We start from the raw sequence: 14246 nt of genomic DNA on the forward strand, positions 1-14246 counted from the left end.
TCAGCCGTCCCACGTCCAGTCGGCGACCTCGGGCAGGTCCACGCCGTGTTCCCGGATCCAGGAGTGGTGGCGCTGCCTCGTGTCCGCCATGCGCTGGCGTACGCCCGCCGCGCGGACCGCGAGCCCCGGGACGCGGTCGATGACGTCCATGACCAGGCGGTAGCGGTCGAGGTCGTTGCGGACCACCATGTCGAACGGCGTGGTCGTGGTGCCGATCTCCTTGTAGCCGCGCACGTGCAGGTTGTGGTGCCCGGCACGACGGTAGGCCAGGCGGTGGATCAGCCACGGGTAACCGTGATACGCGAAGATCACCGGCTTGTCGGCGGTGAACAGGCCGTCGTACTCGAAGTCGTTCATTCCGTGCGGGTGTTCCTCGCCGGGCAGCAGCCGGGCGATGTCGACGACGTTGACCACCCGCACGGCCAGCTCGGGCAGGTGCCGGCGCAGCAGCCGGGCGGCGGCGAGCACTTCCTGGGTCGGGACGTCCCCCGCGCAGGCCAGCACCACGTCCGGTTCGCGGGAGCCGTCCTCGGTGCCCGCCCATTCCCAGATGCCGGCGCCGCGCGCGCAGTGGTCCTTCGCCTCCGCCATGGAGAGCCAGTCGAAGCAGGGTTGCTTGCCGGCCACGATCACGTTGACGTAGTCCCTGCTGCGCAGGGCGTGATCGGCCACCGACAGCAGCGTGTTGGCGTCCGGTGGCAGGTAGACCCGTACCGCCTCGGGGCTCTTGTTGAGGATGTGGTCGACGAAGCCGGGGTCCTGGTGGGAGAAGCCGTTGTGGTCCTGGCGCCACACGTGCGAGGTGAGCAGGTAGTTGAGCGAGGCGATGGGAGCGCGCCAGGGCAGGCGGCGGGTGGTGCGCAGCCACTTGATGTGCTGGTTGACCATCGAGTCGACGATGTGCACGAACGCCTCGTAGCAGGAGAACAGTCCGTGCCGGCCGGTGAGGAGGTAGCCCTCCAGCCAGCCCTGGCAGGTGTGTTCGGACAGGATCTCCATGACCCGGCCGTGACGCTCCAGGTGCTCGTCCACGGGGAGCACCTCGGCCTGCCAGGCCTTGCCGCTGGCCGCGTAGACGGCCTGGAGCCGGTTGGAGGCGGTCTCGTCGGGGCCGACGAGGCGGAAGTCGCGCCGCTCGCGCGTGGCGTGCATGACGTCCTGGAGCATGTCGCCGAGGACCCGGGTGGGTTCGTGCAACGTGGCGCCGGGCTTGTCGACCTCGACGGCGTACTTCTCCAGGGGCGGCAGGGGCAGCGCGCGCAGCAGCAGGCCCCCGTTGGCGTGGGGGTTGGCGCCCAGCCGGTGCCTGCCTTCGGGGACGCAGGCGAGCACGTCGGGGCGCGGGGCACCGTGCTCGTCGAACAGTTCCTCCGGCCGGTACGAGCGCATCCACTGCTCCAGCTGCCGCAGGTGCTCGGGGTTGTCCCGTACGGCGGCCAGCGGGACCTGGTGGGAGCGCCAGGTGCCTGCCACGGGCAGGCCGTCGACCTCGGCCGGGCCGGTCCAGCCCTTGGGGGTGCGCAGCACGATCACCGGCCAGTGCGGCCGCTCCGGCACGCCGTCCTCGCGGGCGCTGCGCTGGATGGCCGCGATGCGCCGCAGTGCGTCGTCCATCGCGGCGGCCATCGCCCGGTGGACGGTCATCGGGTCGTCGCCGGTGACGTGGAGGGGGGCGTGCCCGTAGCCGCGCAGCAGGTCGTCGAGTTCGTGCTCGGGCAGGCGGGACAGCACGCTCGGGTTGGCGATCTTGTAGCCGTTGAGGTGCAGGATCGGCAGGACGGCGCCGTCGTGGACCGGGTCGAGGAACTTGTTGGAGTGCCAGGACGCGGCCAGCGGACCGGTCTCCGCCTCGCCGTCGCCGATCACACAGGCCACGAGCAGGCCGGGATTGTCCAGTGCGGCGCCGTAGGCGTGGGAGAGCGCGTAGCCGAGTTCGCCGCCCTCGTGGATCGAGCCCGGCGTCTCCGGGGCGACATGGCTCGGTACCCCGCCGGGGAAGGAGAACTGCCGGAACAGCCGCGCCATGCCGGCCGCGTCCCGTGTGACGTCCGGGTACGTCTCGGCGTACGAGCCCTCCAGCCAGGAGTTGGCCAGTACTGCCGGGCCGCCGTGGCCGGGCCCCCAGATGCACACGGCGTCCAGGCCGCGGGCCTTGACGACACGGTTGAGGTGGGTGTGCACCAGGTTGAGACCGGGCGAGGTGCCCCAGTGGCCCAGCAGCCGCGGTTTGACATGCTCCGGGCGCAGCGGTTCGGTCAGCAGGGGATTGGCCATGAGGTAGATCTGGCCTACGGCGAGGTAGTTCGCGGCGCGCCAGTGGGCGTCCAGCGACCTCAGCTCGTCCTCCTCCAGCGGGGCGGGCGCCTGCTGCGTGTCGACGGACATCGGGGTTCCTTTCCGTGTCGGGACAGTGGCCGGGTACCGTACGTGCCGCTCTCTGCACCCCCATCCCAGCCTCCGGCGGCGCACGGGGTCGCCGACAGGGCCGTTCGGGCCACTCCTGCCGTGGCAGGGGAATCGGTCCTGCCGGCCCGGCTCGTCCGCGAACACGTCGGGCGCGTGCGGGACCGTGGCCCGCGTCCACGCCGCGGTGGCACGACGGGGCACCCCCGCCGCGCTTGCCCCGAGCGTCCCCGGGGCCGCTCCGGCTCGCAACTCGGCGGTACGCCGCCGGGACCGGGTGCGCCCTCAGTCCGCCGCGTCGGCGTCGGCTTCCTGGGTCGATCGGGCTCTCCGCCAGGCGCGGGCTCGCGTGCGGAGGCGCTCGGCCGCGGCCCCGGTCGTCGGGCCACGAGGTGGCGGAAGGGAACACCCCGCCGTCGCCGGACGGTCACCCCACGCCCGGCGGGCTTGAGGGGAGCGCGTGCCACAGGACCGGTCCCGGAATGGAACTGCCGACGGCCTCGGACGGCTCCCCGTACGGCGGCAGGACACCGGTGTCCGCCGGCAAGCGGTCCGGCTCCACGGTCAAAGCACGGAATGACACGCACGGGAGGCCGGACACCCGGCTGGCACACCCCTGCCGCCGGGCGGTCGGCGGCGCCCCGCCCGGCGGGGGACCGCTTGACCGTCGCCCTCCCCCCGCACGGGTCCCCTGCTCCCGCCGGCATCCTGCGCCGGCCGGGCTCGGCCGCCTTCGGCGACCCTGCCGCTGCCGGGCGGAGACGGCCTGCCGGGTCAGCCGTCGGACTCCGGTGACGGGAGGTAGGCGCCGGGCACGTCGTTCGGTGCGTGGATCTTCTTCTCGCCGGGGTAGGGCCGCGTCCAGTTGTGCGTCTGGTACCAGGTGAGGTGGTTCAGCTGCGCGGGGTTGGCGAAGTCGGGGACGGCGTGGGATCCGGTCAGGTGCTGCTTCGCCTTCCAGGTGTCCCACTCGGCCGCGAGGGACTTCTTGTCCGCCGGGACCTCGGCCGCCGGCACGGCCGCCGCCTTCGGGTCCTGTGCGGCGGGGGTGTCGAGCCCGCAGGAGGGCGGGGTCTTCAGGCCGTCGGTCAGCGGGACCTGGTTGGGCAGCGCGGTGAACGGCGTGTAGTCGGGGTGCCGGGTGAACACGCCCCGCATGGGGGTGGCCGCGCTGTCCTTCTGGTTCATCGGGTGGATCCCGAGGATCTGCTCGATGGTCCGGATCATCGTGATCTGCGTGTAGTAGTGGTCGTCCACGACACCGCGCCTGGCCCAGGGGCTGATGATCTGGATCGGGGCACGGTGGCCGTCGACGTGGTCCAGGCCCGCCTGGGAGTCGTCCTCCACGACGAAGATCGCCGAGTCCTTCCAGTACCGGCTGTGCGAGATCTCGTCGACGATCCTGCCGGTGGCGAGGTCGTTGTCGGCGACCTGGGCGGCCGGGCTCGCCGGACCACCGGTGTGGTCGCTGGAGAGCCAGAACATGTTCAGGTTCGCCGGGCCGTTCTTCTCGAAGTCCTGCTTCCAGACCTGGTAGCGGTAGACGTCCGGGACGCTGGTGTCGAACTTCGGGAAGCCGGGCACCGACACGCTGTTGAGCGACGGGATCGGCGACGAGGACTCCAGGGGGTAGGCGGTGCCCTGCCCGGTCGCGTCCATGTTCCTGGCGTCGCAGTACAGGTTCTGCCAGCTCGCCCCGGCGGGCTTGGTCAGGAACTGCTGGAACTCGCCGAAGTCCCGTACGGTCCTGCCGGCCGCCTGCGCGCCCGTCCACAGGAAGCCGGTCTTCTGGTGGCCGAGGGCGTCGTCCTCGGTGTCGTAGCTGCGCTTGTACTCGCCGGCCGAGGACTCGGTGTACTCGGGGTTGTCGGCCTGCATCAGCCAGTTGTGGCCCTCGGCGGAGTTGGTGCCGATGTCGTACGTGTTGTCGTACAGCCCGAACTGCTCGGCCAGCGCGTGCTGGTTCGGTGTGACGTTCTCGCCGAACTGCGTCAGCGACGGGTCGCCGTTGCCCTTGGCGACGTCGCCGAAGACCTGGTCGTAGGTGCGGTTCTCCTTGACGACGAGGAACACGTGCTTGATGGGCGACGGGTCGCCGATCCGCGCCGGGACCGGCTGCGGCCTGGTGCGGCTGCCGCGCTCGGCCAGCAGGACCGAGCCGGCGCTCCAGCCGTTCTGGCGGAAGACCCTGGCCGTCTGGGCGCGGATGACCCGGTCGCCGGGCAGGGTGAACTGCGTCAGGCTGGAGGTCGTGTCGTGGGTGCCGTGGCCGGCGCTGTCGGGGCGGCGCGCGTCGATGCCGCGGGTGTGGGAGACGACGACCTTCTCACCGACGGTGGCGATCTCGGCGGGGAAGTAGTCCGTCGGGAGCAGGCCGACGTAACCGACCGGCTCCTGCGGGGAGGTGTAGCGGTAGACGGCGACGGCGTTGGCGCGGCCGAGCGTGACCAGCAGGTGGCCGTCGTCGGTGAGGGTCACGGCGTCCGGCTCGTAGCCGACCGACGCCTCGGGCCAGGGCTGGGTGGAGATGGTCTGGACGACCTTGCCCTTGGCGGTGTCGATGACCGACACGTTGTTGTCGGCGGTGTTGGTGACGAACACCGCGCCGCGCCGCGCGTACACCGCGGTCGGGTGCAGTCCGACGTCGATGGTCCCGACGGCGGCGGACGGGTCGGCCAGGTGGATGACGCTGACCGTGCCGGTGGTGGTGGCGCCGGTCTCCGGGTCGGCCGGGACCTGGGTGCCGTAGGAGTTGAGCGTGGAGTCGCCGGCCTTCGCGGGCCGGCCGCCTTCGTTGCCGACATAGAGCGTGTCGCCGACCCGGGCCATGCCGCGCGGGGCGTTGCCCACCGCCCAGCTGCGCTCGACGGTCCCGGTCGCCGCGTCGAGGGCGACCACCCGGTTCTGGCCGTTGACCGCGGCGTACACGGTGGCGCCGTCGGCCGAGAACACCGCCGCGCCGACCAGGGCGTGCTTGCTGCCGTCGGCGGGGATGCGGACGGTCACCGGGTCGGCGAGGGTGCCGTCGGGCTGCACCGTGAACTTGGTGTAGCCGTCGGTCTGGGCCAGCCAGAGCTGCCTGCCGTCGGGTGAGTACGCGGGGGCTTCCTGGCCGACGGCGCCGCTGCCGATACGCAGGTCGTCCGCGGCGGAGGTGCCGACGCGCTGCTTCACCCGCCCGGTCGCGAGGTCCACCACGACCAGCGCGGCGTCGCCGTCGGCGACCGAGGCGGCGAGGTGGCCGTCGTCCGGGCTGACCGCCGACGACATGATCTTGCCGTCGTCGAGGACGAGGCGGTCGCCGTACGGGGCGATGTACTGGTCGGCGGAGACGACCCGGCCCCTGGCGGTGACCTGCCCGACCTGGTCGGTGCCGAACCGGTGGGTGTCGGCGAGGGCGGTGCCGGCTGCCAGGGCGGCCGTGGCGATGCATGCCGTGACCAGGGTCGCCCGGCGGCTGACGCGTCTGCCCAGCAGGACGTGGTACCGCTTCCCGGCCGGCCGGCGGCGGCGCGTTATCTGCATGGCCTCATCCCTTCGCGGAGGTGGAGAGCAGCCCGACGTCGCCGTCGAACTGCCACAGCGGGTTCGGCGCGTCGCCTGTCGGCGTCCGCACCAGGAAGTAGCCGTTCACTTCCTTCGGTCCGTCGCCGTCCGCGACGAACCGCCCGTCTGCCGTGATGTCGAGCTGGTACACGGCCGACCCGGTGGCCGCGACGCCCGGCAGGTGCCAGGAGACGACGCACCGCCAGTCGTTGCCCGGGCCCCGGGCGTCGTCCTGGACGCCCGCCTTGGAGCAGGCCGCCGCGGTCTTCAACCGGGCCTCGGTGACCGCGGGCCGGTGGAGCTGCCGGGTCTGCATGCGGTACAGGTGGGCGAACTCCGTGGCGAGCGAGCGCTCCACCTCGGTCTGCTCGATCCCGGAGCCCGTGGCCGTGGTCGTCGCCGCCACCACCGCCACCGTCACGCCGAGCAGTCCCGCGAGCGGCAGGGCACCGGCGGTGAGCGCGCGGCGCGCCGAGCCGTCGTCGGTGGGGTTGGTGAAGTCGCGCCGCAGGAACAGGACATGGGCCAGCGCTGTCGCGGTCACGGCCCACAGGAGGCTGACGGCGACGCCGATCAGCAGCGGGGTGAGCTGCGCGGGGCTGGTGAACAGGCCCTTCCAGGCGGTGAAGGCGTTGCCGGGCAGGGCGAGGCGGACGGCGACGGGGAGCGGCAGCGTCTGGGCGAGCTGCATCGCCAGCGCGACGAGCGCGGGCAGCAGCAGTCCCATCGGGGAACGCCCCAGTGCGACCGACCCGAGGAACCCGACGCCGGCCAGAGCCAGGGTCGGGGCGAGCACGCAGACCCAGGCGAGGAGGACGTCGACAGCCGCGTCCCCCGGCGCGAGCAGCCGGCCGTCCAGGCCGACCAGCGGCTGGTCGCCGACGGCCAGCAGCCCGCCGACGGTGCCGGAGACGGCCAGCCCGGACACGAGCAGCAGGATGACGGTGAGGCCGGCCAGTACCTTCGCCGCGAAGATCCGCCGGGGTGAGCGCACGACGACGAGCAGGTGACGCCAGGTGCCGAGCCGGTCCTCGGAGGCGAACACATCACCGGCGACGACGGAGGTGAGCAGCGGCAGCGCCCAGGTGCCGGCGAAACCGAGCGTCACCAGCGGCCCGGCCCACCCGGTGGCGTGCATCCAGCGGCCGAAGAGGGTGTCCGTGGGCAGCGTGCTCTGCTCGCTCACCCCGGCCACGAAGAGCGCCGGCGCGATCCAGCAGGCGAGGACCAGCAGGCGGATCCGCCACTGCGAGAGGAGTTTGACGACTTCGAAGCGATAGCCGCGGGCGACCGAGACACGGCCTGGAGCGGTGGTGTGACCGGGGGCGGCCTCGGCGGTCGGGGTCGCGGTCATCGGCCGGCCTCCTGAGCGTGGGCGGCGGTCTGCTGCGCGTCGGCGGGGCCGGCCTCCTGAGCGTGGGCGGCGGTCTGCTGCGTGCGACGGCTCGTCCAGGACGAGCAGCCGCGGCTCGGTGAGCAGGGCCGCGGCGAGGCCGAGCCGTTGGCGCATGCCCAGGGAGAAGCCGCGGGTGCGGTCGTCGGCGACGTCCGTGAGCCCGACTTGCGCGAGCGCGTCGTCGATCCGCGCCGACTGCGGGCCGTCGCCCCGCAGAGCGGCGAGCGCGGCGAGGTTCTGCCGGGCGGTGAGCGAGGGGTACAGCCCCGGTCCGTCCACGAATCCGGAGACACCGCCGGGGCCCTCGAACGCCCGGCCCACCGGCGTACCGAGGATCTCCAGACGGCCGCCGTCGGCCACGGCCAGGCCCAGCAGCAGGCCGAGCAGTGTCGTCTTGCCGGCGCCGTTCGGCCCGACCAGGCCGTGGATGTGCCCCTGCGTCACCTCCAGGTCGACACCGTCGAGCGCCACGACATCGCCGAAGGACTTGGTGATCCCGCGCGCCCGGATCGCGAACTGTGGGTCCATGAGCCCCTTCTTTCGAAAGCCTCATGGACCCTAGGGAGCGCACACGACACCGACAGGACGCGCCGGCTGAACGCTCAGGGAACGAAAGCCCAAACGGAGGTCAACCGGCGCGCCCGCCCGCGCCGACCGCCCACCCCTGACTGACCGTCACCAGCCGTACGGATGGCAGCGCGGGGTCAGAACACCGCCCGCACCTCCCCCACTTCCCGGCCCCCGCCAAGAACCGGGACCCGGCCGACGCGCTCCACGACCGGCGCCGTGACGCCGAGCAGCGACGGGCTGCGGCATCGGCAGAGCGAGGACGGGCCGGAACCCGCCTCCTCGCGCCGAGATTGAATGAGCCCTGCAACGACCGAACGACGAGGACCTCATGGGGGTTGTGTGATGCAGAGCGACGACACTCCGCTGCCGCCGGACGCGGTGTGGCTGGAGGAGCGGCTGGGCGAAGGCTCGCTCTGGCGGCCGGACGAGGCTGCCCTGCCGGCCGAGCTGACCCACGCCGGGACGCGGCAGTTCCTGCTCACGGTGGGCTTCCCCGCCGTTCACCTCGACGTCGTGGGGATCGATACGAGGCACGTGCGCGACGAGGACGGGCTGGAACCGTTCGACGCCGACGAGATCTACGGGGAGCGCTACCCGGACGACGACTCCCCGCCCACGAACTTCTGCTTCACCGTGGCCACGTGGTACGACCAGCACCTGATGCTCGACGCGGCCGACGGCGGCATCACCCACTACGACCCCAACGGCTGGGACCACGGGGCCGGCTGGAAGGGGCCGGCCGCCGACGACCTTCCCACGCTGGCCGTGCTCCTCGGGCTGATCGCCGAGTCGGGCGACGCCCTGGAGTCACCCGACGACGCCGTACGCGCGGCCGCCGTCGCCGCTCTGCGGGAACGCATCACCGGCCTCGACGCGTATACCGCCGACTCCGCGTTCTGGGACGAGATCTTCGAGCGCCTGGACTGAGCTTGGGACGACCCGCTATTGAAGCGCATCGACGCCGTGATCGTACCGACGCGGTGTCGATGACGCGGGCAGGCGAAAGTCTCTCAGGGCCCATGGGTCTTGTGCCGGAGGAACCGCGCCGTTGCCTTCCCCTGTCTAGTGAAGCGCTTCGACAATGATCGAAAGGACGCAAGGGGTGTCCCTTCCGCACCGGACCGCTCGCGCGGCCGACCCCGTGATCCCGGGCTTCCACCCCGATCCCAGCATCTGCCGCGTGGGCGAGGACTACTACCTCGCGTGCTCCAGCTTCGAGTACTTCCCGGGCGTACCCCTCTTCCACAGCCGCGACCTGGTGCACTGGACGCAGATCGGCAACGCCCTGGACCGGCCGAGCCAGTTGAGCCTGGCCGCGGACACGCCGTCCTCCGCCGGGATCTACGCCCCGACCCTGCGCCACCACGACGGACGTTTCTGGCTGATCGTCACCGATGTGCACGAGGGCGGCGGCAACCTGGTCGTCACCGCCACCGACCCCGCCGGGCCGTGGTCGGATCCCGTCCGGCTGCCCGGCGTGCCCGGCATCGACCCCGACCTGGCCTGGGACGAGGACGGCACCTGCTGGTGCACCGTCGCCGGAGTCGCGCAGGTCCGCATCGACCCGTCCACCGGGGAGACGTACGGGCCGCCGCACAAGGTCTGGTCCGGCACGCCCGGCGCCAAGGCCCCGGAGGCGCCGCACCTGTACCGGATCGGCGACTACTGGTACCTGCTCATCGCCGAGGGCGGCACCGAGCGCGGCCACGGAGTCTCGATCGCCCGCGGCCGTACCCCGAGCGGCCCGTTCGAGCCGTGTCCGGCCAACCCGGTCCTCACCCACCGCAGCACCGACCATCCCGTGCAGAACACCGGCCACGCGGACCTGGTCCAGGCTCCCGACGGCTCCTGGTGGATGGTGCTGCTCGGGGTACGGCCGCGCGGCGGCACCCCCGGCTGGCACGTGCTCGGCCGGGAGACCTTCCTCGCCCCGGTGACCTGGGAGGACGGCTGGCCGGTCGTCGGCGAGGTCGCCCTGGACCCGCCCGCGCTCCCCTGGCCGCTCGTCCCCGGCCCGGCCGCGGAACAGCGCGACGACTTCGACCTCGGCGAGCTGCGGCCGTACTGGATCTCGCTGCGGGACCGCCCCGCCGAGCACTGCACCACCAAGGAGCGTCCCGGCTGGCTGACGCTCCGCGCGCGGGGCGGTTCCCTGGACGAGCCCGACGTCGTCTTCACCGGCCGGCGCCAGCAGCACCCGTCCTGCCGGACGCGCACCCTGGTCGATGCCGCGGAGGGCCGCGGCGGTCTCGCCGTACGTCTCGACGAGCGGCACCACTACGCGATCGAGGCGTCGGGTACGCAGGTGCGGGTCATCGCGCGCGTCGGCGACCTGCGCGCGGTCGTGGCCACGCGGCCGGTGGCCGCCGGGCCGCTGGTCCTCGCCGTCACGGTCACGGAGCCGCCGCTCCCGCACGGGCCGCGTACCGGACCCGACGTCGTCTCCCTCGGCGTCGAGGAGCCGGACGGCACGTTCACCGCGCTCGCCGGGCTCGACGGCCGCTACCTGTCGACGGAGGTCGCCGGCGGCTTCACCGGCCGCGTCCTCGGCATGTACGCCGCGGCAGGCACCGTCCGCTTCGACTGGTTCGACTACGCGCCCCTCCCCGACTGAGCCGGGCGGAACGCGCCGCGCCGCCGGGTGGCCCGGATCCGATCCTCCACACGACCGACCGAAAGGGACGACACGTGAAGGACACTGCGCAGTCCGCGCTCCGCCGCAGCCGCGGCCCCGGCCGTCTGGCGGCCCTTCTGCTGGCGCTGCTCGTCACGCTCGGGCTGTCCGCCGGCAGCACGTTCGCGGCGGCCGGCGGCCACGGGAATCCGTCGCGGCCGACGGTACGGGTGCCGGCCGGCGCGACGGACGCCGTCGCGGCCATGCAGCCCGGCTGGAACCTGGGCAACACCCTGGACGCGATCCTGGTCTTCGTGCGCAAGTCGGCCCCGATCACGGCGCAGACGCTCACGCTGAACCCGAACGGCACGACGTTCCGGGGCCTGTGGCAGGGGAGCACACCGCTCGTCGCGGGCCGGGACTACACCCTCTCCGGCAACCAGCTCATCCTCACGGCCGACGCGCTCACCCGGCTGACCGGCAACCGCGCCTACGGGGTCGACGCGACGATCCAGGCCCGTTTCTCGCGCGGGCTGCCCTGGCAGATCAACGTGATCACGTACGACACCCCGGTGCTGTCGGACGCCTCCGGTACGACGGGTTCCTTCACCGTGCCCACGCAGTTCCGGGGTGACGCGCTGGCGACGATGGAGGCCGAGTACGCCGACGGCAGCAACGCCGGTCAGGCCGACTGGACGCCGTACCAGGAGTTCAACCGGGCCTTCTCCCCCGACTACCCCAACGGCAGGATCGTCCTCACCTCGGACTTCCTGGGCGCGCTGCACGACGGCGCGCCGGTGACGCTCACCTTCCACTTCTGGAGCGGCGCCACCGTCACGTACCACGTGACCAGGTCCGCAAGCACGGTGACCGGCACGGCGTCCTGACCGGCCGGCTCCCGCCCTGGGCGACCGCGGCGCCGACCCGGGCGGCGACGATCGGCGGCGGGAGCCGGCATCCTCCTCGTCCAAACCGACCGGCAGGACGCGACGTTCCGTGTCGGCCACTGACCCGCGCCGGGCGCCGGAGAAGCCGGGCTGTGCGACCGGCGCGCACCGGCGCGCCGGGCGCGCGATGCTGGGGAGCGGACGTCCCCGAGGAGGCCAGGAGGCTCGGCCGGTGATCGCCGTCAACCCGATGGACAGCGCCTCGGTGCTGGCCGCCTTCGGCGCGCTCGGGGTGCTGGTGGTGATCTTCGCCGAGTCGGGTCTGCTGGTCGTCGGCTTCTTCCTGCCCGGTGACACGCTGCTGTTCCCGGCCGGGGTGCTGTGTGCGGGCAGCGCCGGCCAGCCCCCGCGGCTGGCGCTGTGGCAGGTGCTGCTGTGCGCGGCCGTCGGGGCGGTGGCGGGCGGGCAGGTGGGCTACCTGATCGGTCGGCACGGCGGGCGCGCGCTGCTCGCGCGCACCTCCAGCGGCCGGGTGAAGGCCGCGGCGACGCGGGCCGAGCGGCTGCTGGCGCGCTACGGCCACGGCAAGGCGCTGGTGATCGGCCGGTTCGTGCCGCTGCTGCGCTCGGTGCTGCACCCGGTGGCCGGCGCCCTGGGCGTGCCGAGCGGCACCTTCACCCTCTGGCAGACGGTGGGTGGGTTGCTGTGGTCGCAGACGCTGGTCCTCGCCGGCTACACCCTGGGCGCCTCGGTCCCCCACATCGACGACTATCTGCTGCCGCTGGTCGCCCTGGTGGTCGTCGTGTCGCTGCTGCCCCTGCTCCCGGAGGCCCTCCGCGCCCGCCGCAGGCGCCGCGGCTCCCCCCGCTGAACCGGGCGCCCGCGCCCCGGCGGCCCGGTGTGCGGGGGGCGCCGGAGCGCCGGGCCCTCACGCTCGCCGGGGACACCCTCGCATCCGCCGGTGATCACAGCAGGGCCCGGCCCACCCCGCACCGGCCCACCCCGGTGCGCGCTCCCGGGGGCCCGGACCGATCAGATCGGCTCGGCGGTCCACGGCCAGGCGGCCTCGCGGCCGGCCTCGATGAGGCCGGCCATCCGGAACGCGGCGTCCGTGAGGCCGCCGAAGGTGTGCCGGTGGGGGCCCGTGGGGCCGTGGGCGGGCCGGTACCCCGCCAGGTTCCACGTGTAGACGGGGATGTCGGCCGGGACCGGGTCGGCCGGCCCGCCGGGGTCGTAGGGGGCGGCCTGTTCGTCGGTGACGATCAGGACCCGGTCGTGGTGCCGGTAATGCGTCCGCACGGCCTTCGAGGTGTAGGTGCCCCCGAGACTGCGGAACCGTTTCAGCACCTCCAGCACCGGCTCGCCCGGCTCGAACGGCACCCGCGCGCTGTTCCAGCCGAACTCCACCAGATCCGCCTGCTCGGCCCGCAGGGCCAGTGCGGTGCCGAACACGGCCGCCGCGTCCGCCCGGGTCAGTTTGGACCGCTCGGAGACGGTGTCCCAGAACATGGAGTCGGAGCGGTCCACCAGGATCAGGGTCCGGCCGGGCAGGGACGGCACGTTGGCCAGGGAGTGGCCGAGCGCCCGTTCCAGTGCCGCTGCCCAGCGCTGCGACGGCGCGTGTCGGTGGGCGGCCAGGTAGCGGAAGGGGAACTGACGGGACCGGGCGACCTCGGAGGGGTCCGAGAGCCGTGCGGCGACCCGGGCCGCGACCTCGTCCGAGACCCCCGCCTCGTCGAAGTTGCGCAGGTTCCGCAGCAGTGCCATCGGCGCCATCGTGGGGATCACCGCTTCCCACACGGCGGCGTCCATCGGTCCGTGGAGCCAGCCCGCCAGGGCCTCCCAGGTCATGCCCGCCGCGGCCAGCCGCTCGGGGCCGCCGGGACCGGTCACCACCGCCCGCCGCTCGTCCGGGGCCGACGCCATCAGCTCCCGGTGGGCGGTCAGCAGGCGGTCGCAGGCCGGCGGGACCGCCTGCTCCGGGTGGTGGCGGCGGTCCAGCGCGTACCGGAAGAGCGCACCCTGCCAGGGCTTGTCCGGGTCGGGCGAGGCGTGCACCAGGTTGAGCACGTCGCCGAAGCGGAAGCCCTTGGACGCGGTGTCGTACTTGAGCAGGGACCGGGACGTGTACAGCCGGCGTACGCCGTCGGCGATGCCCCGTTTCACGGGCTGCGGCACCTTGCGGCCGTACGCCGAGACCCAGTATGCGAGCAGTTCGCCGGGTTCGTCGGCGCGCTGGAGCACCGAGTCGATCACGGACCGGTTGGACGGCCCTCCGGACGCCCCGGCCCGGAGCCGGGCCCGCACGTACGCGGCGGCGCCCACCAGGGACGCCGTGCGCATGTTGCCCTCGGTGCGCAGCCAGCGCAGCAGGCCGGCCGTCCACTCCGGGTCCTGGACGGCGAGTTCACCGACGAGACGGGCGTACCGGTCGTCCCGCTCCTCGCCGCTCTCGTAAAAGGTCCGCTGGGAGACGAAGTTGCCGACCGCGAGGAGGAACAGCTCCTCGCGGGGCTCCCGCACGAAGGCCGGGCCGCCCTCGTAGGTACGCACGCCCGGCGCGGCGGGACTGTGCGGGAGCCGTGGCGGTTGCAGCGAGCGGGCGGCCGCCGAGACGTGCGGGGCCACGAGCATCTCGGGCCATATCTTGGAGACGCGTGGGGTGTGACGAGGCAGTGAATCCCCCCGGATTCAAAGGATGGGTCGGCCCCCGGCCGAAAGGCCCGACGGGGCGAAGACGGCCGCGCCTGCCGAGATCAAGGGGGCGGCGGCGTCACTTGGTTGTCAGAAGGAAGTAGCCGCAGCCGAGCGCATCGGAGGCGCGGTCGCG

Annotated in this window: 7 protein-coding genes and 2 pseudogenes; 4 read left to right on the top strand and 5 right to left on the bottom strand. The window is 73.2% G+C overall.

Going from position 1 to position 14246, the window contains the following annotated elements; all coding sequences use genetic code 11:
- From ABZ923_RS20965 to ABZ923_RS20980, 4 genes and pseudogenes are all read right to left on the bottom strand, one after another.
- On the bottom strand, window positions 1–2385 hold the full coding sequence (locus ABZ923_RS20965) for a phosphoketolase family protein (protein ID WP_361473818.1): 2385 nt from the start codon (window positions 2383–2385) through the stop codon (window positions 1–3).
- A gap of 792 nt (window positions 2386–3177) precedes the next feature.
- The gene (locus ABZ923_RS20970; RefSeq protein ID WP_361473821.1) at window positions 3178–5928 is read right to left on the bottom strand and encodes an alkaline phosphatase family protein; all 2751 of its coding nucleotides are present in this window, start codon (window positions 5926–5928) and stop codon (window positions 3178–3180) included.
- A gap of 4 nt (window positions 5929–5932) precedes the next feature.
- Complete coding sequence (locus tag ABZ923_RS20975) at window positions 5933–7303, bottom strand: ABC transporter permease (RefSeq protein ID WP_361473914.1); 1371 nt, start codon at window positions 7301–7303, stop codon at window positions 5933–5935.
- Window positions 7304–7384: 81 nt separating this feature from the next.
- Window positions 7385–7873 (bottom strand): annotated as a pseudogene (locus tag ABZ923_RS20980) (ATP-binding cassette domain-containing protein); the annotation flags it as partial.
- 384 nt (window positions 7874–8257) lie between these two features.
- Between ABZ923_RS20980 and ABZ923_RS20985 the strand changes: the two are divergent.
- The 4 genes and pseudogenes from ABZ923_RS20985 (at window position 8258) to ABZ923_RS21000 (ending at window position 12287) form a co-directional block, all read left to right on the top strand.
- Window positions 8258–8842: an SUKH-4 family immunity protein gene (locus ABZ923_RS20985; protein WP_361473824.1), complete on the top strand. Its 585-nt coding sequence runs from the start codon at window positions 8258–8260 to the stop codon at window positions 8840–8842.
- Between the two features lie 175 nt (window positions 8843–9017).
- Window positions 9018–10529, top strand: a complete 1512-nt coding sequence (locus tag ABZ923_RS20990; protein WP_361473827.1) for a glycoside hydrolase family 43 protein — start codon at window positions 9018–9020, stop codon at window positions 10527–10529.
- Between the two features lie 308 nt (window positions 10530–10837).
- A pseudogene (locus ABZ923_RS20995) lies at window positions 10838–11416 on the top strand (X2-like carbohydrate binding domain-containing protein); the annotation flags it as partial.
- A 232-nt stretch (window positions 11417–11648) separates the two neighbouring features.
- Window positions 11649–12287, top strand: coding sequence for a DedA family protein (locus ABZ923_RS21000; protein WP_361473830.1), 639 nt, complete (start codon window positions 11649–11651; stop codon window positions 12285–12287).
- A 161-nt stretch (window positions 12288–12448) separates the two neighbouring features.
- On the opposite strand, the gene ABZ923_RS21005 is transcribed toward ABZ923_RS21000, so the two are convergent.
- Window positions 12449–14050 (bottom strand): TROVE domain-containing protein, encoded by a 1602-nt coding sequence (locus ABZ923_RS21005; RefSeq protein WP_361473832.1) that lies wholly within the window; start codon window positions 14048–14050, stop codon window positions 12449–12451.
- Window positions 14051–14246: the final 196 nt, after the last annotated feature.

It is taken from the genome of Streptomyces sp. NPDC046881, from assembly GCF_040645015.1.
Lineage (GTDB): Bacteria > Actinomycetota > Actinomycetes > Streptomycetales > Streptomycetaceae > Streptomyces.

Excerpts from the sequence above, each read along its gene's own strand:
- ABZ923_RS20970 (WP_361473821.1), bottom strand. The coding sequence starts at position 5,928 with ATGCAGATAACGCGCCGCCGCCGGCCGGCCGGGAAGCGGTACCACGTC.
- ABZ923_RS21005 (WP_361473832.1), bottom strand. The coding sequence starts at position 14,050 with ATGCTCGTGGCCCCGCACGTCTCGGCGGCCGCCCGCTCGCTGCAACCG.
- ABZ923_RS20985 (WP_361473824.1), top strand. The coding sequence starts at position 8,258 with ATGCAGAGCGACGACACTCCGCTGCCGCCGGACGCGGTGTGGCTGGAG.
- ABZ923_RS20975 (WP_361473914.1), bottom strand. The coding sequence starts at position 7,303 with ATGACCGCGACCCCGACCGCCGAGGCCGCCCCCGGTCACACCACCGCT.
- ABZ923_RS20965 (WP_361473818.1), bottom strand. The coding sequence starts at position 2,385 with ATGTCCGTCGACACGCAGCAGGCGCCCGCCCCGCTGGAGGAGGACGAG.